Below are 24503 nucleotides of genomic sequence, written 5' to 3'. Positions count from 1 at the left end.
ATGCGTATATGCGTTTACGGGTTGCCATGTGCATACCTTCTTTCTTTTTAGATTACAACACCGGGTTGTAACCGGAAAGAATATAACACGCCAAAAAAGTTTGACCCCATTTTGACCCCACTAAACACTTCGTTTTATTACGGTTTCGTTCAGTTTATTTCATTTAAAAAACATGAAAAACCGCACTACCAAGCCATTTTTGACTGATAGTGCGGAATTCGTGATTGGTGAACCACCGGGGAGTCGAACCCCGGACAACATGATTAAAAGTCATGTGCTCTGCCAACTGAGCTAGTGGTCCATGTATGGCTGGGCTGGCAGGATTTGAACCTACGAATGCCAGAATCAAAATCTGGAGCCTTACCCCTTGGCTACAGCCCATTATCGTACGTTTACTGCCGCCTCATTTTCAACGCCTAATTAGTATAACACACTTCCCATTATTTGTCAACACTTTTTTTTATTTTTTTAAAAAAATATTTTCCTCTTTTCTTTTTGTTATTTTTATGGTACAATATAGAAAAACAAAGAAAGGGATTCTTTTTTCAATGAAGTTTAAAACAGACGGTGCATACCGTGGAAACATTGTTCTTACTGAAGGATTCATTCGTGAGGATATGAAAAATTTAACCGAAGCAGAGCTTAAGCTTTACCTGCTCGCCACCATGTATGCCCACGGAAAAAAAGACATAGAATGGGAAGATATTTCGGCGCAATCCGGCTACACCATGCGCGAGGCGGTAGAGGCATTTCAGCACTTAGAGCAAAAGAAGCTGATTAAGCTTACTACCACGCAGATTACCATGCTTTCTGCTGAGCCTGAGGTGTCTGCAAAGCCGACGGCTTTCAAGGAATATACGCCCGAAGAAATCGCCGCCATGAACGACATCGAAATCACAAACCTCACTGTTTGTGCGGAAAAGGCATTCGGCAAGCTGTTAAACTATGGTGACATCGGTGTACTGACCAGTCTTTACAGCTGGGTGGGCATTCCTGCGCCGGTGCTGATGATTTTAATCGAGTATGTGGCAGCCTTGGGCAAAAAATCGGTGGGCTATTTGAAAAATACTGCGCTGGACTGGCACGAAAAGGGAATCGACACCGCAGAAAAAGCCCATGCACACATTACATATCTTGAACAACAAAAAGAATATTATGCATCCATGCGCGATGTTTTGGGCATTTTCGGCAGAGAATTTACGAAAAAGGAAAAAGAATACTTAGATAAATGGAAAGGCGAATACAGCCCCGAAAAAATCAGAGAGGCATACGAAAAAACGGTGGATACCACAGGCAAAATTTCCTTTGCCTATATGAACAAAATTTTAACGGCTGACGAAGGAAGTTCCGCACCCGCGGTACCAACATCCAAAAAACGTGTTACACCGTCCAAATTTGCCAATTTTGAGCCTCGTAAAAAGGATTACGATTCGGTAAAGGAAAAGGCAAGGGAACGGGCAAGAAAAATTGCAAAAAATCTGTAAGAGAGGATTTTGAAAGTTATGGGTTACCCGAAAGAAGTGTATCAGGCGGTAGAGGAGCAGTTCAGTTCCTTTCGCTTTGATGCGGAAAATAAACAGATTACCAGAAAAAAAGAAGCATTCCGCGCAGTACCGCGTCTGCAGGAAATTGAAAAAGAACTGACCGCTTTAGGATTGATGCTCATCAAAAAGGCGTTCACCGCGGAAAATACCGAAGAACTAATGGAAAATTCCCGCAAAAACGCAGAAATATTGCAGGCAGAACAGCAAAAATTGCTGTTCGAAAACGGTTTTGCATCCGATTATCTGGAGCCAAGGTATCGCTGTAGTGTTTGTCAGGACAAAGGCCATACCGACCTGGGCTATTGCGATTGTTTTAAGGATGCCCTTTTAAAAGAGGCGTTCAAGCAGTCCAACCTGCCTCTTATGATGGACACCCAGTCCTTTGACACCTTCAGGCTGGACGTGTATCCCGAGGACGCTCGTGAAAACATGGAGGATGTACTGAAAATCTGCAAAAATTTTGCAGACAGTTTTAACGAAAACAACGGCGAAAGCTTGTTTTTATACGGCGGTACGGGGCTTGGGAAAACCTTTTTGTCCAGCTGTATCGCAAAGGCGGTTTTAGAGCAGGGTCACGATGTGTTTTATCAGCCTGCTTACAAAATTTTCCGCATGTTTGAAAGTTATAAGTTCAATCATGAGGACAAAGCGCTGTCCAAAAGCCATATCGACCGCATTATGGACGCAGAGCTTTTGATTATTGATGATTTGGGTGCCGAAATGGTAACAGCTTATACCGCAGAGGTGCTGTTTGATTTAATCAACACCCGTACCAACAAGCGCCAGCCCACCATCATCAGCACAAACCTGGATTTTAATGACCTGGAAACGGTTTACTCCCAGCGCATAACTTCCAGAATTCTGGGCAACTATATTATACTGGAATGTACCGGTGACGATATTCGGGAACTGTAAAAAGCAACCCCTCAAAACTTACGTTTTGAGGGGTTATTTGTTAATTTACGGATTGAATGCAATTTTGGGATACGGGAGTAAAGCGGTTACCCCAGGCAAAGACTCTTATTTCGTTTACATCTGTTGCGTCAAAGGCTGTGGCTGTAGTTGCTGTTACGGGCTTAAGCTCCAATGCCTTGCCGTTTGCATTTACGGTTAAGCCCAGGAAAACGGTATCAGCAGGCAAATCGCAGGGGTCTGCTGTGACGAGAAGCTGACCGTTGGCAGTAGTGATATCAAAGGAAAAAACAGGAAGAAATACCATTTTTACTGTTTCGGGTATCAGAGCATTTTCTGCAGATATATTGTTCCAATCGGATACCAGACCTCTGTAATAGATGGTCTGCAGATTATCGCACCGGGAAAAAGCATTGTTACCGATTGTCTGCACCGTGCCGGGTACAGTTATATCGGCAAGCTTCTGGCAGTCACTGAACGCGTAAGAATCAACTGTTTTTATACCCGTTTCTAAGATTACGCGGGTAAGCTTGTCGCAATAGCCGAAGGCGTAGTTTCCAACGGTTGTGACGCCCCCGGGTACGGTTATGCTTGTAAGAGCGGAACAACCTCTGAAGGCAGATGGATTGATTTCAGTCAGGCTTTTGGGGAGATTTACGTTTTCAAGTGCCTGGCATGAAGAAAAGGCGGATGAACCAATGGTCTTTAAGCCTTCTGAGAATGTGACACTTTTAAGTGTAGTGCAGGTTGTAAATGCATTGTCGCTAATGTAGGTTACATCCGCAGGAAAGCTTACATCGGTAAGCTTTTGACAATAATAAAACGAATGGGGCGCTATGGTATTTACCCCGTCCGGAACGGTATATGCACCCGATTTTCCGCCCGGATACTGCACCAGCACCGTCTTTTGCTTGTTGAACAAAACACCGTCCTGTGAGCAGTATTTTAAATTGTTGGCGTTTACCGTAATATCAGTAAGGTTTCTGCAATCCCGGAATACACCCTCGCCGATTTCTCTTACGCTTGCAGGAATTGTTGCACTTTTCAGCGAATGGTTGTAGCCAAAGGCGGATGCGCCAATGGATAATACACCGCTTGGAATGACTATGCTTTCAAGGCTTAAACATCTTCCGAATGCATCATCCTTGATTGTGGTTATGCCACTGCCAAATTGAATATTTGTAAGTGCGTCGCAGGCGTAGAATGTTTGGTATTCGATGGTTTCTACACCGTCAGGGATGGTTATGCTTTCCAAATTTTTGCAATAGGAAAATGCTTGCACACCGATTGCAATCAAGCCGTTACCTAATGTGATGTTTGTTAGTTCCTTACAATCTCGGAAAGCTTGCATGCCAATTGTTTTTACGCTGTCCGGCAAGCGGATGCTCGTAAGTGCTTCGCAATCTGCAAATGCACTCTGGTCAATGGTTTCCACGTTGTCGGGAATCGTTATACTGCTTAGTGCAAGGCAGGTGGAAAGTGCATGATTGCCAATGCTTTTTAAACTGTCCGGAAGCGTTATGCTTTCCAGAATTATGCATCCTGCCAGTGCATTGTCACCGATGGTAGTTATCCCTTCAGCAACAATTGCTTTTTTAACAGAAAACCGCAAATCATACCAGGGCGTTTTGTCTGCAGCGTAATTTTGCATCGCACCGCTGCCGTTCAGGAACAAAGTACCCTCTACATCCAGTACCCAGGTAACATTTTCACCACAGGTGCCAAAGTCCAGAACAGTGGTAACAGAATTCCGGTCGGTTAAAAATACGGCTTTTGAAATGGTAATGCTTTCTGTTCCGCAGACCGCGGTAAGCGACAGGGTGTGCATGCCGTAGCTTGCATCGGTAAAGGTGTGCGACCTTGCTTCGTTTCCAAGAACAACCTCCGCACCTCCGTCTAAAACAAGCTTATAGGTTACATTTTTATTTTTTGCACTTTTATTGGGGATCCAGTTTACTGTAAGTCCGTTGCTGTCTGCTGCGGAAAAAGAAACATTTGCTTCAGAAAGCAAAATACCGGTTTGACCGAAAGCATTCTCTAAGCTTTGTACCGATACGCTTGCCGCAGTATAATCTGCCAGGGCATTCGACTTGGAAGTGCCGGGAATAAAGGCAATGTGGTCCAGACGCACAACCGCCCCGACACCTGTCAGCGTAATTTGGTTTTCTCCCTTTTGCAGAGTAACGGGATCCGAGACAACTCTTTGGCTCATGCTTGAAGAATATAAGCGCGCAACCTTCGTTCCGTTTATGGATACATCCACAGCACGGGTCGAGGTGTAACAGGAAAGCTGTGCACCGAGATAACACGTAACCTCTTCAGAGCTGTTTACAGTTAAGGTTACGGACTGTCCGCTGTTGATATATAAGGTAGGAACACCGCTCAGACCGTAAAGACCCTGATACATATCGTGGGAATTGTAATTCCATTTTCCGTTATTTGTGGGGCTTGTGGTATCGATGCCTAATTTGCCTTGCTCTGTTGCAAGATTTCCGTTGATAATGGGCAAGCTTTCCGCATAAGTCAATCCGGTCGCGGAGGCGGTTGTTGCAAAAGCAAAAATCAGCAGGCAAACCAGAATAACACCTGCACAAAGCGCAATTGTTTTTTTCATGAATCATCCCTCCTTTTTTCAGTATAGCATGGTAAAATGCAAAAAGCAATAGCGCAGGAACAAGCGTTGCGTTTAGAGGCGTAAACGTTGATTTTTTTAAAAATAAGACCGATTATTTTATATTTTTTTTGCATTTTTCTTGAAATTTTCCGAAGAATATGTTATACTTTTTTTATTCGAGATAAGGAGGTTTTTATCATGATCAGAATCGGAATTTACGGTTACGGCAACTTAGGACGCGGTGTGGAAAGTGCCATTCGCCAGAATGAGGATATGTGTCTGGTGGCGGTGTTTACCCGTCGTGACCCCAAAACCGTCAGCATAAAAACAGAGGGAGTAGAAGTTTGTCACACAGACGATGTGCTTTCCTTTAAAGACAAAATTGATGTGATGATTCTTTGTGGCGGCAGCGCAAAGGATTTGCCCGAGCAGACACCGTTTTTAGCAGAGCATTTTAATGTGGTAGACAGCTTTGACACCCATGCAAAAATCCCCGAACATTTTGAAAATGTGGACGCTTCCGCCAAAAAAGGCGGTAAGGTGGGCATGATTTCTGTGGGCTGGGACCCGGGTATGTTCTCCATTAACAGAATGTACGGCGGTGCGGTTTTGCCCGAGGGTAAGGATTATACTTTCTGGGGCAAGGGCGTAAGCCAGGGACATTCGGATGCCATCCGCAGAATTGACGGCGTGCAGGATGCAAAGCAGTACACCATTCCCATTGACAAAGCATTAGACGCAGTAAGAAGCGGTTTGAATCCCGACCTTTCTACCCGTGAAAAGCATTTGAGAGAATGCTTTGTGGTGGCAAAAGAAGGCGCAGACAAAGCAAAAATTGAAAACGAAATCAAGACCATGCCCAACTATTTTGCGGATTATGATACTATTGTGCATTTTATTTCGCAGGAGGAATTGAATCGCGACCACAGCGGAATTCCCCACGGCGGTTTCGTCATCCGAAGCGGTAAAACGGGCTTCGATAAAGAACACAACCATATCATTGAATATAGCTTAAAATTAGATTCCAATCCTGAATTTACTGCTTCTGTCATTGTGGCGTATGCCCGTGCAACCTGCAGAATGTTTAAGGAAGGAATGTCCGGATGTAAAACAGTTTTAGATGTTCCGCCGGCATACCTTTCCCAAAAATCGGGTGCAGAGCTTCGAAAAGAATTGTTATAATCAAAACAACGCCAGATCATGGCGTTGTTTTTTTGTGTAAAAAAGAAGCTGTGACTCTATTACAAGCACCTAGGCACCAATTGCCCGGCGTCGCAACAAGCCTTCTTTTTACGCATATGCCTTATCGGCACATGCTTTGTTATCAGGCTGTTGCGCCTCTTTCGTGAAAAGTTTTCTTTGAAATACTTTTCACGAGCGCTCTGCGCAGGATGACAACACTAAAAAAGACTGAGCGTAAGCTCAGTCTTTTAAATCTTTAAATAAAGGATGTTTTTTGTCCTTGTCACTGATGACAAATTCTCCGTCATAGTGTGCATGCCAATCAATGTTCAAATCGGGGTCGTTGTACATGAGTCCGCCTTCATCCGAGCCGTCATAGTAACGGGTGCACTTGTACACAAACTCGGCGCTGTCGCTTAATACCAAAAAGCCGTGGGCAAATCCTTCGGGCACATAAAGCTGACGTTTGTTTTCGGCAGAAAGCACAAAGCCCTGCCACTTACCGTAGGTTTTGCTGTCCTTTCGCAGGTCAACCGCTACATCATAAACGGCACCGCTTACCACGCGCACCAGCTTGCCCTGGGGATTTTTCTTCTGAAAATGCATACCGCGAAGCACACCTTTTCCCGAGCAGGACTGGTTATCCTGCACAAAATCCACATCAATGCCGCCTTGCTTAAATTCTTCTTTCTGGTAGGTTTCCATAAAATAACCGCGGCTGTCGCCGAACACAGTCGGCTCTACCAAAATCAAATCCTTGATATCCGTTTTAATAAAGTTAAATTTACCCATTTTTCTTTTCCTTTTTAAAATGATGCCCCCTTTGAAAAGGGGGCTTTTTTCTTATTTGAGTCCGTGCTTTTGCAGCAAAGTATGAATCTTTTCGTGCGGGTCAATAATCTGGCTCACCGAAACGTCATGGTTGAGGGCTGCAACAAAGTATGCAATGTACTTGGAAACGTCAACCTCGTTAAACCATTCTCTCTTCAAAAGTTCGGGCGAACGGTAGGTCAGGTTTGTGCCGTACACACCGTCAATAATGCCGTTTTCAAAAGCCTTGTCAAAGGAATCCAGACCGTTGGTAAAGATTGCGTAGGTCGCATAGCAGAAAATGCGGTTTGCCTTTCTCTTCTTCAGTTCGTATGCAATATCAAGCATGGATTCGCCCGAAGAAATGATATCGTCTGCGATAAATACATCCTTGCCTTCTACAGAGTTACCCAAATATTCATGTGCAACAATCGGGTTTCTGCCGTTTACAATTACCGAATAATCTCTTCTCTTGTAGAAAAGACCTAAATCTACGCCAAGCACCGATGCGTAGTACATGTTTCTGTTAATTGCGCCTTCGTCGGGGGAGATAACCATGAAATTATCCTTGTTAGGCTTAAAACCGTCAATGGTTTTGAACATGGTTTTTAAAACCTGGTAAGACGGAATAACGTTGTCAAAGCCCATAAGCGGTACTGCGTTATGTACACGAGGATCGTGCGCGTCAAAGGTTAGAATGTTGGAAACACCCATGTTCTGCAATTCCTGCAAAGCAACTGCGCAGTCTAAAGATTCTCTGTAGCTTCTCTTGTGCTGTCTGCCACCATACAGGGTCGGCATAATAACGTTTACACGATGCGCCTTACCGCTGGCAGCCTGAATAATACGTTTTAAATCCTGAAAATGGTCATCGGGAGACATCTGGTTTTTCATACCAAACATGGTGTAGGTGCAGTTATAATTTGCAACGTCTACCAGAATAAACAAATCCTTACCGCGTACGGTGGATTTAATCATACCTTTACCGTCGCCGGAGGAGAATCTGGGGCAGGAGGCTTCAATCTGAAATGTGCCGTTTTCAGGCTCCTTATTTCTTTCTGTTGCCCATCTTACCAGATAGCTGTTAATTTTTGCGCCTAAATCCTGTGCGCTTTCCAGTGCAATCATGCCCAAAGGCGCAACACTGGTGTCGGGGTGAAAAATCAGTTCGCTTTTCATTTGTTAAATCCTCTCTTTTTGCAATTTTTGAAATGAACTTGCCCTAAACATGTAAAATGCTTAGGGCAAGCGTTTTTTTGATTAAACTTCAACTAAATAGGGAACCAGATATTCCGGAGCCTCACTCTTATCTGCCGAGATAGAAATAGAGAAATGAATGTTAAACTTCTCGCCAATGGCACCGAGCTGTTTCAAGAACGCTTCGAAGCCGGCTTCTTCACTGTCAACAATCTTCCAGATGCTATCAATAAAAATGTGGGAAATATCAAAGTTGTTGGAAATGATACCGCAAAGGAATCCATAAAATTCGTCGTAGTTTTCTACATCAAATTCCTGTGTGTTCACATAACGAACGTTATGCGCCAAGTCATACATCAAACGGTCACCCTTGCTGACGAAAACCAGGCAGCCCGGTTCGTTCTTAACAGCCAAGTTAACCTCGTCAATCATGTACTTGGTTTTGCCTGTACCCTTCTTACCAATAATTACTTTAATCATAATTCATTCCTCCTTGTATTTTAAATCTCTATCTTTATATATATCATACTATATTTGGAGAGAAATTTCAAGTAGTTTTTTAATTATTTTAATTTATTTTCCAATTTTTCTTTCAGGTCTTCATATCCGGGCTTGCCGAGAAGTGCAAACATGTTCTTTTTGTACTCTTCAACACCCGGCTGATCAAAGGGATTTACCCCTAAAAGATAACCGCTTAAGCCGCATGCCTTTTCAAAGAAGTATACCATGTAACCAAAGTGGTATTCATCTGCTTTGTCAATGGAAACCACCATGTTCGGCACACCGCCCGAAACGTGTGCTAAAACCGTACCCTGGAAAGCCTTTTTGTTTACATAATCAAGGGTTTTGCCCGCAAGGAAGTTCAAACCGTCAATGTTGTCCTTGTCTTCACCCAAAGTGATGTCCTTTTTGGGTGCTTCAATATTGATAACTGTTTCAAATAGACCGCGTCTGCCGTCCTGTATGTACTGACCCATGGAATGCAGGTCGGTAGAAAAGTCAACCGAAGCCGGGAACAGACCTTTGTTGTCTTTGCCCTCGGATTCACCGTAAAGCTGTTTCCACCATTCGGAGAAATAGTGCATATAGGGTTCGTAGTTCACCATGATTTCGGTGGTATAACCCTTTCTGTAAAGTGCATTACGAACAGCTGCATACTGATAGCAGATGTTTTCGTCGAGGTTTTCGTTATCAAAATCCTTTAATGCATCCTGCGCACCCTTCATGATGGTGTCAATGTCAGCACCCGATACAGCAATGGGGAGTAAGCCAACTGCAGTCAGTACAGAGAATCTGCCGCCAACATCATCCGGAATTACAAAGCTTTCATAGCCTTCTTCATCAGAAAGTGCCTTTAAAGCACCGCGAGCCTTGTCGGTGGTTGCATAAATTCTCTTTCTTGCTTCTTCCTTGCCATACTTCTTTTCCAGCATGTCGCGGAATACACGGAATGCAACCGCAGGCTCTGTGGTGGTACCGGATTTGGAAATGATATTTACCGAGAAATCTTTGCCTTCCACTGCTTCAATCAGGTCGCAAAGATAGGTGGAACTGATGGAATTGCCCGCAAAATAAATCTGGGGAGCTTTTCTCTGTTCTTTGGTGAGCTGACTGCCAAAGCAGTGGCCTAACATTTCAAGAGCAGCCTTTGCACCAAGGTAAGAACCGCCGATACCGATAACAATCAAAACTTCACTGTCGCTTCTGATTTTTTCTGCCGCCTTTTTGATGCGTGCAAATTCTTCCTTGTCATAGTTTTCGGGCAGGTTAATCCAGCCTAAGAAATCATTGCCGGCACCTGTGCCTTCATGCAATGTTTTGTGTGCAAGCTTTACAGCTTCCTTCAAGTTTTCCAATTCGTGTGCCTTTACAGCCCAATTGGTTTGTGTGTAATCGAGTTTTAACATACCTTAACTCCTCCTTAGTGATTGGTTCTTTTTATTTCAAACACGCCTGAAATCTTTTTCAGCTTGTTCATGACAACTAAAATCTGTTCACTGTCGGTAATACCGATGGAAATTTCGATGATGGAAACCTCATCCTTTGTGACCCTTGCGTTTACGGCAGAAACCGAAACCTTAAGATTGGAGAGTTCTGCCATAATTTCAAACAGCAAGCCGTTCCGTTCGATGGCGGCAATGCGGAGGTCGGCGGTATACGAGCCATCCTTTGCACCTGCTTCCCAGGCAACCTCAATGAGTCTGCTCTTTTCTTCCTCGCTTGCGCCGGTTACATTTGAGCAGTCTGCCCGATGCACCGAAACACCTCTGCCACGGGTAATGTAGCCTACAATGCTGTCGCCCGGGACAGGGTTACAGCACTTGGAAAGGCGTACCAGACAGTTGTCGATGCCCTTGACCACAATGCCGTTACCGGAAGGCTTTTTGGGTGCCGGTTTTGGTTTTTCTTCTTCCTGCGTTAAAGGCTCTGCAGGCTTAATCGCTTCCGACACCTTATCCAGCTCGTCCTTGAGCTTTCTAACAATTTTATTTGCCAAAGGTCCTTCAAAGCCGATGGTGGCATACATATCGTCCACCGATTTGATACCGTACCGACGCATCATGTTCTCGGCAAACTCTTCTTTAAAAGCATTCATGTTGGGCAATTCACGGCGACGGACTTCCTTGTCCACCAGTTCCTTACCTTTCTGAATGTTTTCATCTCTGAAGTTTAATTTAAACCACTGATTGATTTTACTTCGTGCCTGTGAGGTTTTAACAATCTTTAACCAGTCCTTGCTGGGTCCTCTTGCGGTGGTTGTGGTTAAAATTTCAATGATATCCCCGTTTTGCAGCTGCTGGTCAATGGGTACGATTTTGCCGTTGATTTTGGCACCGACCATCTTGTTGCCTATGGCACTGTGAATGGCGTAGGCAAAGTCGATGGGGCAGGCGCCTGCAGGCAGGCTGATTACTTTTCCCTTTGGCGTAAATACAAATACTTCATCCGAGAACATATCGATTTTTAAAGTCTTCATGAAATCGTCGGTGTCCGAAAGCTCGTTTTGAATGTCCAGCATCTGACGAATCCATTCCAGCTTATTGTCCATGGTGTTGTCTTTGCTGCCCTCTTTGTATTTCCAGTGTGCCGCGATACCGAACTCAGCAGTTCTGTGCATATCCCAGGTACGGATTTGTACCTCAAAGGGATAGCCGTTTTTGCCTAAAACGGTGGTGTGCAGGGACTGATACATGTTGGGCTTGGGCATGGCAATATAGTCTTTAAAACGCCCGGGGATGGGCTTATACATTTCATGCACAGCACCGAGCGCCGCGTAGCATTCGGTGATATTGTCCACAATAATGCGTACCGCAAACAGGTCATAAATTTCTTCAATGCTCTTGTTCTGGGCATACATTTTGCGGAAAATACTGTAAAAATGCTTTGCTCTGCCCGCAATTTGTGCCTGGACGCCAAGCTCTGCCATGCGGTTGCGTATTTCCTGCATCACATCTTCAATAAACTGGTCTCTTTCACCCTTTTTCTGCTTGATGCTCTCGTAAATTTCCTTGTATGCAATGGGGTCCAGATATTTAAGCGCCAGATCCTCTAATTCCCACTTGATACGGGAAATACCAAGGCGGTGGGCAAGGGGTGCATACACATCTAAGGTTTCCTTTGCCTTTTCCCGTTGCTTTTCTTCCGACATGCTTTTTAAGGTGCGCATGTTGTGCAAACGGTCGGCAAGCTTGATGATGATAACACGCACATCGGTTGCCATGGCAAGAAACATTTTTCTTAAATTTTCCACCTGCTGTTCTTCTTTGGTGGAGGTGGGGATTTTGGCAAGCTTTGTCACACCCTCTACCAGCATTGCCACATCCTCGCCGAATTTTACCTTGATGTCCTCATAGCTTGTGGGGGTGTCTTCTACTACATCGTGCAAAAAGCCTGCGGCAATGGACTCGCAGTCCATGTTCAGCGATACCAGCGTTTTTGCAACCTCAAAGGGGTGAATCACATAGGGCTCACCCGATTTTCTGCGCTGATTCTGATGGTCAACAAGTGCCTCATCAAAGGCGGCACGCACCAGACCGATATCGGGATTTGGCGTATACTTTTTGATTTCCTCCACCATAAGGTCGAATTGTTTGTTAAATTGTTGTAATTCTTCTTCGGTATAGGTTAACCGTTCGTCCATGCTCTCACCTCTGTTTCATATCGATAATTTTCAGCTGTACCGATTCGGTACCTCTGAAGCTGTTAATGTCTAAGTTTGCCATAACCGTTACCTCCGAACCGTAGGTCAAATGCACCTTATCCGCAAAGGAAAAGGCAATGGCATCTATGGCAAAGCCGTCTTTTATCAACTGCATTTTCAAATGCTGTCCGTTTGCGCCGAGGGCGCTGACGCGGTTTACGGTCATATTATTTATAGTAAATACAGGCGGTTTATTGCCTGCACCGAATGGCTCTAACGAGAGAAGTGCATTCGCGGTTTCCAGATTCAAATGCCTGCCCCGAAGCTCTAAATCTGCCTCAATGACAGGGGCTAACGGTTTTCCGCCCAGTATTTCCTTTGCGTAGACATTTATACTTTCACGAAAAGCATCCACTTTTTTACAATCAATCACAATACCTGCCGCCAGCTCGTGCCCGCCAAACCGCACTAAAGTATCAGAAGAGGCACACAATGCATCATACAGCGAAAAACCCTCTAAGCTTCTGCCCGAGCCTTTGTAATAGCCGTCTGCACCGGGGGAAATTAAAATGCAGGGCTTGTTGTATTTTTTAGTCAGGCGCGAGGCAACAATGCCCACCACGCCGTGATGCCATTTTTCGTCACAAAGCACCAAAACCGCATCCTCTTTATAGAACTGCTCCACCATTTGTTCGGCTTCGTCTAAAATTTCCTGCTCGATTTTCTGGCGTTTTACATTGCATTCGGCAAGGTTTATTGCGATTTCCTGCGTTTTTTTAAGGTCATCGCTTAAAAACATCTCTACCGCCAAAGAGGCATCGCTCAGGCGTCCCACCGCATTGATTTTAGGTGCCAGCTGAAAGCCGACCTTTGTGGCATCTACGGTCTTGTTTTGCAAATCCGAAACCGCAAGCAACGCCTGAAAGCCTGCGTTTTCGCTTTTTGGAATCTTTTTTAAGCCCATATCGCAAAGCACGCGGTTTTCGCCAATTAACGGTGCAATGTCTGCAATGGTGCCCAAAGCCACAAACTCGGCATAGTTTTGCGCCACCTGCTCTAAAGAATGCGTATCCTTTAGCAACGCCTGACAAAGTTTTAGGGCAACGCCGACCCCTGCAAGGTTTTTATCGGGGTAGGGACATGCGAGCACTTTCGGATTAATGACTGCCACCGCCTCGGGTAACTGCTTGCCGCATTCATGATGGTCTGTGATAATCACATCTACGCCTGTTTCTTTTGCATATATGCACTCCTCAACTGCCGTAATACCGCAGTCTACCGATATAATCAGGGTTGAACCGGCATTGGCAATGGTATCTATTGCCGTCTTGCTCATGCCGTAGCCTTCATTTTCCCGTTCCGGGATATAAAAATCGGCATTTGCCGAAATGCTCTTTAAGCAACTGACCAAAAGCGCACTTGCGGTAATACCGTCTGCATCATAATCACCGTATACTGTTATTTTTTCATCCGCAGCAATAGCCTGCTTGATGCGTAAAACCGCCTTTTCCATGTCGGGAAACAGGAAAGGGTCAAAGAGAGAGGTGCTGTCCTTTGCAAGAAAGGTTTTTGCTTCGTCTGCCGTGAAACCGCGTACACATAACACCGCAGCAACCAAACGGCTTGCTCCGGTTTTTTGCACCATGCTGTCAATCTGCTCTTTAGACGGCGTTTCCCGTAAAACCCACTTGCTGTGCATAAACCCTCCTTCAAAATTTTTGAACTTTTCTATATTAAGACTATTATAGCAGATTTTGATAAAAAATACAAGTATTTTCTATATTAAAAGAGAATTTTGATGTGCACACTATAAAAAAGAAATCATAAATTGTATTTTTTTCACCAAATCCGTTGACTTATGCAGAAATTTAATGTATAATCCGTGTATAAGCACTGCGAAAGACAAAATTTTACAAAAGAAAGGGAAGGAAAGAAAAATGACGTTTAAGGAATACATACTTCAAAACCGCATGGAAAGAAAACTGACACAACAGGCACTGGCTGATTTGTTAGGTGTCAGCAACACCACCATTTCCAACTACGAAACAGGAACCAGCACACCAAGCTTTCAATGTATGCTTAAGCTGGCATCCATTTTCGGTATTCCTTATTACGGCGACGAAACAGAAGAGTGCGGATTCTATAAAAAGCTGTATAAAGCTTTTGAACAAAGCAGACTTTGCCAATGTCTTAAAACCCTTCTGGCGTTGCAGGCAGACGAAAAGCTTGCTTGTCCCTTGGTCTGTAAGGATGACTTTTTGTTTGTGGTTCCCGTCAGTGGCACAGACAGAATCGGAAAGCTGGTGTATTACAAAGCCGAGGATAAAACGGGTATCTATAAATTATACCGCCATAAGGACGCATATATTCTTCTGCCCGAGAGTAAGAACAATCTAAGTCCCGTACATATCCGGAGCTTAAATGAAAATCTTTTTGAAATTAAAGCGGTACTGCACATGCAGGACTGACCTTAAAAAGCATTGACAGCCTCTTTTAAATGGTGTACAATATTTAATTAAAGGAAAAGAGGTGCAAATTAAGGTATGGAGATTGTGGAACTAAAGGACATTTATGTATCGGATTTGAGTGTGTTTGTTAAAGGCGCAGATTATCAGGTCTGGGGGGACGGGCACCGCCATGTTAACCGCGGGAAATGGCGTCAGCTTTGCGGTCTTGTGTATGTTTTGGACTGTGACGTGGTGTATACAGTTCCCGGCTTTGAGCCGATTACCGCCACAAAAGGAGATTTGGTTCTTCTGCCCCAGGATGTGCCTTATAAATGCAGTTTTTCCAACAGCACGCCCGACGTGCCGTACAGAGGCATCTCGCTGGCTTTTGAGCTGAAGGACAGGGAAGGTACATCGTTTAAACCGGCAAAAAGTGTATTGAAGCTAACCGAATTTGCATCCCCTTATGTTCTGGAAAATATAAAAGAAATTGCACGCATTATGCATATGCCTCAAATCACCCCTATGTATGTAAACGCCCTGATGGGGATGGTTTTAACCGAGCTTAGCCGTGCGTTGCATCAGGAAAGTCTGCGGGAAAACAAGTTCGGTGTTATATCCAAAGGCATTGCCTATATGGAGCAGGATGCCGACCAGACCTTAAGTGTGGCAGAGGTTGCCGCACTCTGCTCGGTCAGTACCAATTACTTCAACCGCCTTTTTAAAGCCTATTCGGGGATGGCACCCAAAGAATACCGCTATAATAAGCTGATTTTAAAAGCCAAAGAAGCACTTCGGAACTCCACTGTCCCGGTCAACGAAATTTCCGACCGTTTCGGTTTTGAGTCACCCTCTTATTTTTGCCGTATTTTCAAACGGAAAACCGGCTATACCCCCTCCGAATACCGCAAAAAGCACGCAAAATAAAAAAACAACAACGCAAATTCTGCGTTGTTGTTTTTTGCTACTTAAAGGATTGAAACAATTTTTGTCTGTTATAACGAACTTTGTGTATCGTTCGGGTCACCGTTGATGGCAAGGTCGTATTCAAGCGACCAGTCCATACCGCGGTAGTCTGCGGCTCTGTCATCCTTTTCAATAAAGTCCATCAAAAGGTCTAACATTTCTTTTGTCCAGGTGTTGCGGTCAATCTGTGCGGTGGTAAATTTGTTCTGGGCAATCATTTCAAAGCCAAACAAATCCTTCACCTGCGTCTTTGCAGCACCGCCAACCACCTCTTCTACCAGATGAGAGGGGATGAACAGCACGCCACCGCCTGCACCGAATACCACGTCTCCGGGTAAGCATACCGCATTGCCGATACGGGTTACGGTGTTGTAGCCGGTCATGATAAAATCGCGGATGGGTGTCGGGTCAATACCCCGGTAGTAAACCTGGGTGTTTTCTACTTTTTTCATCTGCTCGGTATCGCGGATACCGCCCCAGATGACCGCACCGCCGTTTTCGTTTTTGGTCTTGTTTTTCAGCGCGGTGGTAAGATTGCCACCTAAAAATGTACCTTTGTAAATTTTGTCATACATGTCGATAACGGGTACATCCCATTCCATTAAATTATCAATGACCCACTGGTTGTAGGTGCCCGTTCTGCCTTCACTTCTGCCGATATCCTTGGTCACCTCGTCAAGGTCAGGACGAAACGGACAATAGGTGGCAGTTACCGCTCTGCCGATTAATTTCCTGCCGTCATCATGTAAGGTGTGCAATCTGCCTTCAAACTGGCTCTCGTACCCCTTTACAAAAATGGGCTTCCACACTTCCTCTAAGGTTAAGGTTTTTAATGCCTTTAAATATTTTTCGTCCACCTTCGGTCTGCCGTCGGGCAGTCTTTCGCCCTTCCATTGGGGCGTTAAAGCGATAATTTCCTCTCTTACATTAAAATTCATAGTTTCATTCCTCCGTCTACTACCAAATCAATACCTGTTATGTATCTGCCTGCATCCGAGCAAAGCAAAAGCGCCGCCCCTGCCATGTCCTCTGCCGTTCCTGCATAGCCCATGGGAATGCCTTCGTACACTTTTTTGGCGTATTCCGCATCCGAAAGTGCTGCCTCGTTTCTGGGGGTTGCAATCACACCCGGTGCTAAGTTGTTGACTGTAATGCCAAAGGGCGCGAGCTGCTTTGCAAGGTTGGTCACTAAATTCATCTGTGCCGCCTTGGTTGCCGCATATACCGCCATGTCCTTGTGGGGCTTGTATTGCTGAACACTACCTACCGTAATGAGTCTGCCCCAACGGTTTTCCTTCATTTTCTTGCCATACAGCTGAAACAGCTTTAAGGTGCTTTTAAAATTAACCTGCAACTGCTTTTCCAGTTCTTCTTCGCCGATTTCGTCCCAGGGGGTGCGGAATTGCACCGATGCGTTGGCAATGACAATATCCACATCGCCCGTTGCATTATACAGTTTTTCCGCGCTGTCCTTTTCAGATAAATCCGCACATACAGGGACACTGTTTGGAATCTGGCTTGAAGCCTTTTCGCATTTTTCCATATCATTTGCCCCATGCACAAAGACCTTTGCACCATAGTCTGCAAGACATCTGGCAATGGCAAAGCCGATTCCTTGGGTGCTACCGGTTACCAGAGCGGTTTTCCCTTTTAAATCAAACATGCTTTTATTCCACCTCCACAACCGTTGCGCAAAGCACAGCGGGAACTTTTACGGTTTGTTTTTTAATAAGCTTTGTATTGTTTTCTATCTCAAAAAGAACAACAGAGCCGTCATTTTCATTGGTGCAGATGAGCAAATCGTCTGTCAGAATGAAATCTCTGGGGCCCACACCGCCACAGTCGGTGATGCTTTGTAATTCTAAATTTTCGCCCACCGCTTTAAAGCAAACAATAGAATTGTGTCCGCGGTTGGATACATACAAATAGCCATCCTTGTATCGAATTGCCGCTGTGGTGTTTTGTTCTTTAAAATCCGCAGGCAACGCAGAATGTGACGAAAGATAGGTCAGACTTCCGTTTTCATAGCGGTATACCGAAACGGTAGAGCTTAATTCGTCTGCGCAGTAGCAAAGCTTTCCGTCCTCCGAAAAGACAAGATGTCTCGGCCCTGCGCCCGATGGTGCATCCACAGAATTTACCGCCTTTAAATGTTTATCATACACAAAAATCTTGTCCATTCCAAGGTCGGTAACCAGCAAATATCTGTTATCAGGCGTAACGGTTACAAAGTGGGTGTGTGCCTTTTCCTGACGGGTCGGATGGGGACCGCACCCTTCGTGGGTAATGACTACATCCGGTGCTTTGAATACGGAGCCGGAAACATAGTTGGTCACATACACGTTTTCTGCATCCACGCACAAATGACAGCCCACCGTGCCGAGCGTAGATTGCAAGGGCGTCGGATTTTCAAGCGCACCGTCTGTACAAATCTCGTAGCTTAAAAATGCGCTGTTGCCGTTACGCAACGGATCGCGCAGAAGCACATACAGCCGATTGTTTTTTGCAATGGTGTACATGGGTCGGTCAAGGGGTAAAAATGCCGTTTGTTTTAAGCTTTTGTCCTGCGTAATTTCATAGGTGTAAATACCGCCTTCCGGTACGCAGGAGGAAATATAAACTTGCTTTTTCATTCCGTCACCTCAATTGTCTAAGAAATTTTGATTGACATTTTTGTATCTTATGATATTATTATAGTATAACAAGGTGATAAAAGCAACAAATATATTTTGCTTTTTGTCTACTATATTTCGGAGGAGAACATGCAATACAACAGACAAAGTTTGCCCGATATGCAAATTTATCACACCGCCTTGCCCAAAGGTAAGCGGGATTTCCGTGAGCATCACCACACAGAATGCGAAATTTCCCTGATTCTGTCGGGGGAGGGCGTTTATGTTATCGGCGGAAGAGAATATGCTTTTTCGGCAGGTGATATCCTGCTTTTCGGCAGTAACGAACCCCATTGCATTACCGAAATTATGGGAGATGCACCGTTTGATATGTTGACCGTAAAGTTTGAGCCGAAAGCCTTGTGGAGTGGTACGGACAGCGAAGCAACCTTGCTTTTGAAGCTGTTTTTCAACCGGGATGAAAATGTACCGGTCAGGATTTCAAAGGCGGATGCCGAAGCAAAACAGGTCAGCAGTCTTATGCTGGAAGCCGAGCAGGAGCTTATTCAAAAAAATGTTGGCTATGCCTTGAAAATCCGCATTCTTTTATATACCGCTCTGCTTGGACTTTTACGTGCATTCGGCTATGAAGAGGGGGCGCATACACCAAGGGAGCAAAACACGGCTTGTCTGTCCCTTGCCATGGACTATATCGGGCAGAATCTGTCCTCTGATTTGTCCTTGGAGGAAATCGCATCAGTTGCCGCTATGAGTAAAGCCTACTTTTCCACCGTTTTTAAAAAATTTAACGGCATCTCACCCTGGGATTATATTACCATAAAACGGGTCGAGCGCGCCATTATGCTTTTAAAAACCACCAACTTAAAAAAACTGGAAATTGCAGAGGAATGCGGATTTCGGAGTGCCGCCAATTTTTATAAAGCCTTTAAAAAGGTAACAGGAAAAATGCCAAAAGACTATTTATAATGGGATTTTGTAGCTAAAATCAAATTTTTTATATCTTTTTTGCTATAGACTTAGAATTTAAGCTATGCTAAAATGGAATTACGAAAACACGAAAAGTGAGGGTTTATTATGAAAAAGTTAACTGCAATTGTAATCGGTGCAGGTGGCAGAGGTCAGTGCTATACCGATGAAATGTTTAAGTATCCCGATAAGTTTCAGGTGGTCGGCGTGGCAGAGCCGATTGAAAGCCGTCGTGAATATGTAAAGAATAAGCACAACATCTCAGACGAGCATTGCTTTGATACCTGGGAAAAGATTGTAAAGCTTCCTAAGTTTGCAGACATTGCCATCATTTCCACCATGGACAGAATGCATTTTGAGCCTGCAATCGCAGCGATTCGTCAGGGCTATGACCTGCTTTTGGAAAAGCCCGTGGCACCTACAGCCGAAGAATGTTTTAAAATTGAGCAGGAAGCAAAGAAGTATGGCGTAAAAATCCTGGTTTGCCATGTATTGCGTTATACCCCCTTCTACACAACCTTAAAAAGCATTATTAACGAAGGCAGACTCGGCAAAATTATGTCCATTCAGCATTGTGAAAATGTAGGCAACGAGCACCAGAGCCACAGCTTTGTACGCGGAAACTGGGGCAACTCCGAAAAAAGCTCCACCATGCTTTTGCAGAAATGCTGTCACGACATGGATATTTTGCAATGGTTAATCGACCAGCCCTGCAAGCGCGTAAGTTCTTTTGGCTCCCGTACATATTTTACAGAAGACAATGCACCCGAGGGTGCACCCGAATACTGCATCGACGGCTGTCCCCATGCAGATACCTGCTACTACAATGCCGTAAAGCTGTATTATGAAAGAAACAGCAAATGGTTCAGAGATGCGGCAACCGGTATTGTAGATCCCACCGATGAACAGGTTATTGAAGCACTCCACAACACCCAGTACGGCAAATGTGTATATAAATGCGACAATGACGTAGTAGACCATCAGGTTGTAAACCTTGAATTTGCAGACGGAACCGTGGTTGACTTTAATATGTGTGCCTTCAACCAGGGTGGCAGATTTATCCGCATCATGGGTACAAAGGGTGAAATTTTCAACGTGGGTGACGGCGGTCATCTTACCCTTTTTGATTTTGCCACCAGACAGCGCGAAGAAATTGATGTAAATGCCTACGGCAACACCATTGAATCGGGTCATGGCGGCGGTGACGCAGGTATCGTAAATGCCCTTTACGACTACCTTACCACCGGTGAAATAACCGAACAGCTCAGCGAAATCAGCATTTCGGTGAAAAATCATATGATTGCCTTTGCGGCAGAGCAGGCTCGCATAAGCGGCAAGGTTGTGGATGTTGAAGAATTCAAAAAGTCCTTATAATAAAAGAATCACCGACAGTATGTCGGTGATTTTTTATTTAAATGCAGATGCGTAAAGGTCGCCAAGTGCCTTTGTCATCATGGGTGCGTATTTTTCTTCGTCAAGAACATTAAATATAAAGCGGTCGGTCACACTGTCATCAAAGCTCCACCGCGTTTCGCCCTTGGAAGAGCAGTCTATTTTAATGGGTCTGAAGTCATAGAGCGGAGATACGCATTTGTCCTTTTCCGTTATTTCGCCGCTTGTGGTAACCGTTTTGCCTGCAAGTTCAAAGATGCCTGCGGTGCACCACATAGCACGGAACAAATTGCCGAAGCTTTCGTTTAAAGTCTTGCTGTTGTCCTGCTCCAGAAAACGAAGGAATCTCTTATCATCGTTTTTGGAGAGCATATAGTAAAAATAGTTTTGCAGGTCTGTGGGGATTTTTTCAAAAATGTCCTTTTGCTGTGCAATTTTATAATAAGTGGCGTTCTTTCCCCAAAGGGTTTTGTCCGGGTGCAGGCTGTGCATACACGGATTCCAGTATACCGGACATGGTGCCTGAAATACAGTGCGGTATTCCACTCTGCCTAAAGTTACGTTGTATTCCTGATAGGCAAGGGTATCTTCACAACTGCCTGCGTTTAAGAAAATACCGGCACATTTTTGTGCGAAAATTTCTCTGCCACGCTCCAATGCCATGGCTGTATCCAGACATCCGCCCACAATGGTGATATACACCTTTTCGGTTGAACGGGATAAAATTTCCAGTATTTTGTCCGCTGCATAGGCTTTGTTTTGCGGTGCATCACGCCATAATTCCTTCTTGCCCCGATAAATACCTGTGTCGGCACCTAAGGTAACATGAACATTCTTGCCGAAAATGCGGTTCAACTGATACACAGAATAAAGGGCAGGGTCACCCCATCTGCCGTCAGCGGTATAATCAATGATTACTTGCTCAAGCTCAACAGAGCCAAGGGCTGACAGCGCGTAAACCTGTGCCAGATCATAATGGTCATCCGGGTCTGCGTGCGGATGATATAAATCTGTAATATGGATTAGTTTTGCCATGTTCAACACTCCTTTTTTATATTATACTGTTACAAACAACGAAAAACAATATAGAAAACACTAAAAAAGATGAGGAAAATGATTGTATCTTGCCTATCAAACCTGCGTTTTAAACTGTGAAAAAACAACTTTTGCAATGTTTTAAGTTTTTATTTTTTCTGTTTAATATACGCACCGGGTGTGATTTTAAGCTTTTGCTTGAACACTTTGGAAAAATACTGGGGGTCTTTGTAGCCACAGCAAAAGGCAATATCGTTTATGCTTTTAAAGCCCTGTTCTATTAAATTTAAGGCATGCTGAATGCGTACCGTGTTCACATATTCCGCAATGCCGACGCCGAACGCCTTTTTAAACACGCCCGAAATGTATTTTTTGTTGTATGAGAGATTTAAGGAAATCTGTTCCAGCGAGAAATCCGTATCCAGAAAATTTTCATCCACATATTTTTTAATCAGCTCTGCCGTTCGGTTAATCCCTGAAACGGATTTGTCAAAGCTTAAAATTTTGCCTGCAAGATGCGAAAAAGTGTAAAGTAAAAGACTTTCACACATGAATGTATGCATTTTAGGGTGAACAGAAAGACCTGCGTTCCATAGGGGAAGCACATCCTCTTCACCCGAATAAACAAAACTCTGGCTCGAAATGCGGAGCATATCCATAATCTGATTGCCCTTTGTGCCTAAAAAGCTGATATACATATAACTGAAATTCTCTTCCGATTCAATGCAAAAAGGAAAAGCGGGAAATGTAAAAAATACATCGCCTTTTTTTAATGGGCAGACATTGCCCAGGGTGTGAAGCTTGCCTGTGCCCGAACGCACAATGTGCATTTTATAAAGAGCCTCTGCCTTTAACGGCTTTATAGGCTGTGGTTTTGTTTCAAGCACAAAGTTTACGGGTTGTATGTAATGCACATCTCTTTGCGGAGGAATAAAATGACAAATATTTTCCAGCATACTTAAAACCTGCCTTTCAAGGGGAGTATAGCATAAGTTTTTCCGAAAATCAAGTAAAAAATGACTTTTTTCCGCAAATACAAGGAAAAAATCTATTGAAAGCCATGATTCGTTATGCTACACTAAAAGCAAAAGGAGGAATTTGTCATGAAAAAAGCAAGAATTGGTGTCCTGGGCGGTTACCGGGGCGCAAGCATGATAAACTATTGTAAGCGCGCAGACAATGCAGAGGTGGTTGCTATTTGCGACAACAATCCCGAGGTTTTGGAAGTTCAGAGAGAGGCAGCAAAAGATTTTGACATCACCTTTTATGATAATTTTGAGGATTTTATCAAGCATGATATGGATGCGGTGGTGCTGGCAAACTTTGCCAACGAGCATGCACCCTTTGCTATCCGTGCCATGAAAGAGGGTAAGCACGTATTTTCCGAGGTTTTGCCCGTACAGACCATGAAAGAAGCGGTAGAGCTTGTAGAAGCGGTAGAAGAAACGGGTATGATTTATGCGTACGGTGAAAACTACTGCTATATGCCTGCTCCTTATGAAATGAAGCTTAAATATCAGGCAGGAGAAATCGGCGAGATTGAATACGCCGAAGGGGAATATATCCACAACTGTGAATCCATCTGGCCCAGCATCACCTACGGTGAAAAGGACCATTGGAGAAACAAGATGTATTCCACATTCTACTGTACCCATTCTTTAGGCCCGATTATTCACATTACAGGCTTAAGACCGGTTTCGGTTATCGGTATCGAGAGCGGTATGAACGAGCGGCACCACCGAATGGGATCTAAATCGTCTACCTTTGGTATTGAAATGGTAACATTGGAAAACGGTGCTATTGTAAAGAGTATTCACGGCGGTCTTTATACCAATAATGTATGGTTCAGCATTTATGGCGGAAAAGGACATATGGAAAGCGGGAGAGAAGCGGTAAAAGACATAAACGGCGGTTATGTAGGAAATCTGACCACCGAAATTGATGAATTTTCGGGCAAATATGCCGTTAAAACAGAACATTTGAAACCGTTACACGCAGACAAAGATAAGGTGGAAGGTTTTGGTCACGGCGGCTCTGATTATCTTTCTATGTATAACTTTGTGGAAAAAATCTTAGGGAACGAAGAGGCTGATATCATTGATGTGTACGAAGCTATGGATATGTTCCTGCCCGGTATGTTTGCATATCGCTCTATTTTAGATGGCAGTAAAGCCAAAGACATCCCGAACCTTCGAAATAAGGAAGAAAGGGATGCTTGGAGACACGACACCGCTTGTACCGACGAAAAGGTGGCAGGTGCTATGCTTCTTCCCACCTGCAAATCCGGCACACCCGAGATTGATGATGCCGTGTATGACCACATGAAAGAATTGTGGGACATTGAATGTACCAAAAAGGAAGGTAACTATCGCACTGCGGCACTCAATCAGGGCAGTAATAAGAAATAAGACAAAGGGCTATGCATTGCATAGCCCTTTCAGACTGTCGAAAAAGTCGTTCTACCGCATCGTCACAACAAGACCTTTTTATTCGCCGTACTTCTTGTACGGCTCTTTTTTCGGTCTGTTGTTCCTTTTTCGTGAAAAGTTTTCTTGGAAATACTTTTCACGAGCGCTCACTACGTTCGCATTTTTGTCATTCTGAGCGAAGCGAAGAATCTCCGGTTTGAACAGATGTTGAATGGAGCGGAATCCATCGAGGATT

The 24503-nt window shown here is 44.3% G+C and carries 20 protein-coding genes and 2 tRNA genes; 8 read left to right on the top strand and 14 right to left on the bottom strand.

All coding sequences use genetic code 11. The features are described 5' to 3' along the window. Positions 1-225: 225 nt before the first annotated feature. A tRNA-Lys gene (locus IJE10_11125) sits at positions 226-301 on the bottom strand. Positions 302-306: 5 nt separating this feature from the next. Next, positions 307-381: transfer RNA gene (locus IJE10_11120), tRNA-Gln, on the bottom strand. A 167-nt stretch (positions 382-548) separates the two neighbouring features. Here IJE10_11120 and IJE10_11115 point away from each other — a divergent pair. Further along, positions 549-1484 (top strand): DnaD domain protein, encoded by a 936-nt coding sequence (locus IJE10_11115; protein ID MBQ2968654.1) that lies wholly within the window; start codon positions 549-551, stop codon positions 1482-1484. A gap of 18 nt (positions 1485-1502) precedes the next feature. After that, positions 1503-2459, top strand: a complete 957-nt coding sequence (locus IJE10_11110) for an ATP-binding protein (GenBank protein MBQ2968653.1) — start codon at positions 1503-1505, stop codon at positions 2457-2459. Between the two features lie 40 nt (positions 2460-2499). On the opposite strand, the gene IJE10_11105 is transcribed toward IJE10_11110, so the two are convergent. Beyond that, positions 2500-5070: a leucine-rich repeat domain-containing protein gene (locus IJE10_11105; GenBank protein ID MBQ2968652.1), complete on the bottom strand. Its 2571-nt coding sequence runs from the start codon at positions 5068-5070 to the stop codon at positions 2500-2502. Positions 5071-5265: 195 nt separating this feature from the next. On the opposite strand from IJE10_11105, the gene IJE10_11100 reads away from it, so the two are divergent. After that, positions 5266-6252: a diaminopimelate dehydrogenase gene (locus IJE10_11100; GenBank protein MBQ2968651.1), complete on the top strand. Its 987-nt coding sequence runs from the start codon at positions 5266-5268 to the stop codon at positions 6250-6252. Positions 6253-6492: 240 nt separating this feature from the next. Here IJE10_11100 and rfbC read toward each other — a convergent pair whose 3' ends face one another. From rfbC to recJ, 6 genes are all read right to left on the bottom strand, one after another. Continuing rightward, complete coding sequence (rfbC, locus tag IJE10_11095; protein ID MBQ2968650.1) at positions 6493-7044, bottom strand: dTDP-4-dehydrorhamnose 3,5-epimerase; 552 nt, start codon at positions 7042-7044, stop codon at positions 6493-6495. Positions 7045-7095: 51 nt separating this feature from the next. Continuing rightward, positions 7096-8241: a ribose-phosphate pyrophosphokinase gene (locus tag IJE10_11090; GenBank protein ID MBQ2968649.1), complete on the bottom strand. Its 1146-nt coding sequence runs from the start codon at positions 8239-8241 to the stop codon at positions 7096-7098. Between the two features lie 81 nt (positions 8242-8322). Further along, positions 8323-8739, bottom strand: coding sequence for a hypothetical protein (locus IJE10_11085; protein ID MBQ2968648.1), 417 nt, complete (start codon positions 8737-8739; stop codon positions 8323-8325). An 83-nt stretch (positions 8740-8822) separates the two neighbouring features. After that, entirely contained in the window at positions 8823-10166 is a 1344-nt protein-coding gene (locus IJE10_11080; GenBank protein MBQ2968647.1) for a glucose-6-phosphate isomerase, read from the bottom strand. Positions 10167-10180: 14 nt separating this feature from the next. Continuing rightward, positions 10181-12400 carry a bifunctional (p)ppGpp synthetase/guanosine-3',5'-bis(diphosphate) 3'-pyrophosphohydrolase gene (locus tag IJE10_11075; protein MBQ2968646.1) on the bottom strand — a complete coding sequence of 740 codons (2220 nt, stop codon included), beginning with the start codon at positions 12398-12400 and terminating at the stop codon, positions 10181-10183. 4 nt (positions 12401-12404) lie between these two features. Next, a complete protein-coding gene (recJ, locus tag IJE10_11070; protein ID MBQ2968645.1) occupies positions 12405-14099 on the bottom strand; it encodes a single-stranded-DNA-specific exonuclease RecJ in 1695 nt (564 codons plus the stop codon). Between the two features lie 238 nt (positions 14100-14337). On the opposite strand from recJ, the gene IJE10_11065 reads away from it, so the two are divergent. Next, on the top strand, positions 14338-14868 hold the full coding sequence (locus IJE10_11065) for a helix-turn-helix transcriptional regulator (GenBank protein ID MBQ2968644.1): 531 nt from the start codon (positions 14338-14340) through the stop codon (positions 14866-14868). A gap of 75 nt (positions 14869-14943) precedes the next feature. Then, on the top strand, positions 14944-15774 hold the full coding sequence (locus IJE10_11060; protein MBQ2968643.1) for an AraC family transcriptional regulator: 831 nt from the start codon (positions 14944-14946) through the stop codon (positions 15772-15774). 68 nt (positions 15775-15842) lie between these two features. Here the strand turns inward: IJE10_11060 and IJE10_11055 are convergent, their stop codons facing one another. Genes IJE10_11055 through IJE10_11045 form a run of 3 tightly spaced genes read right to left on the bottom strand, consistent with a single transcriptional unit; the run spans position 15843 to position 18446 of the window. Continuing rightward, complete coding sequence (locus tag IJE10_11055) at positions 15843-16751, bottom strand: RraA family protein (protein ID MBQ2968642.1); 909 nt, start codon at positions 16749-16751, stop codon at positions 15843-15845. Further along, complete coding sequence (locus IJE10_11050) at positions 16748-17476, bottom strand: SDR family oxidoreductase (protein ID MBQ2968641.1); 729 nt, start codon at positions 17474-17476, stop codon at positions 16748-16750. Before IJE10_11050 ends, IJE10_11055 begins: the two co-directional genes overlap by 4 nt. 4 nt (positions 17477-17480) lie before the next feature. Beyond that, complete coding sequence (locus IJE10_11045) at positions 17481-18446, bottom strand: lactonase family protein (protein ID MBQ2968640.1); 966 nt, start codon at positions 18444-18446, stop codon at positions 17481-17483. Positions 18447-18575: 129 nt separating this feature from the next. Here IJE10_11045 and IJE10_11040 point away from each other — a divergent pair, with 129 nt between their 5' ends. After that, positions 18576-19412 carry an AraC family transcriptional regulator gene (locus IJE10_11040; protein ID MBQ2968639.1) on the top strand — a complete coding sequence of 279 codons (837 nt, stop codon included), beginning with the start codon at positions 18576-18578 and terminating at the stop codon, positions 19410-19412. 108 nt (positions 19413-19520) lie between these two features. Beyond that, positions 19521-20786 carry a Gfo/Idh/MocA family oxidoreductase gene (locus IJE10_11035; GenBank protein MBQ2968638.1) on the top strand — a complete coding sequence of 422 codons (1266 nt, stop codon included), beginning with the start codon at positions 19521-19523 and terminating at the stop codon, positions 20784-20786. A gap of 33 nt (positions 20787-20819) precedes the next feature. On the opposite strand, the gene IJE10_11030 is transcribed toward IJE10_11035, so the two are convergent. Further along, on the bottom strand, positions 20820-21839 hold the full coding sequence (locus tag IJE10_11030) for a hypothetical protein (protein ID MBQ2968637.1): 1020 nt from the start codon (positions 21837-21839) through the stop codon (positions 20820-20822). 149 nt (positions 21840-21988) lie between these two features. After that, complete coding sequence (locus IJE10_11025) at positions 21989-22795, bottom strand: helix-turn-helix transcriptional regulator (GenBank protein MBQ2968636.1); 807 nt, start codon at positions 22793-22795, stop codon at positions 21989-21991. A gap of 147 nt (positions 22796-22942) precedes the next feature. Between IJE10_11025 and IJE10_11020 the strand changes: the two genes are divergently transcribed. Continuing rightward, the gene (locus tag IJE10_11020; protein MBQ2968635.1) at positions 22943-24247 is read left to right on the top strand and encodes a Gfo/Idh/MocA family oxidoreductase; all 1305 of its coding nucleotides are present in this window, start codon (positions 22943-22945) and stop codon (positions 24245-24247) included. The last annotated feature ends 256 nt before the right edge of the window (positions 24248-24503 follow it).

The sequence above is a fragment of the Clostridia bacterium genome (genome assembly GCA_017410375.1).
Classification (GTDB): Bacteria; Bacillota; Clostridia; order RGIG6154; family RGIG6154; genus RGIG6154.
Note: the sequence above shows the minus strand (reverse complement) of the source record. Positions and strands in the feature narration are given on the sequence as shown.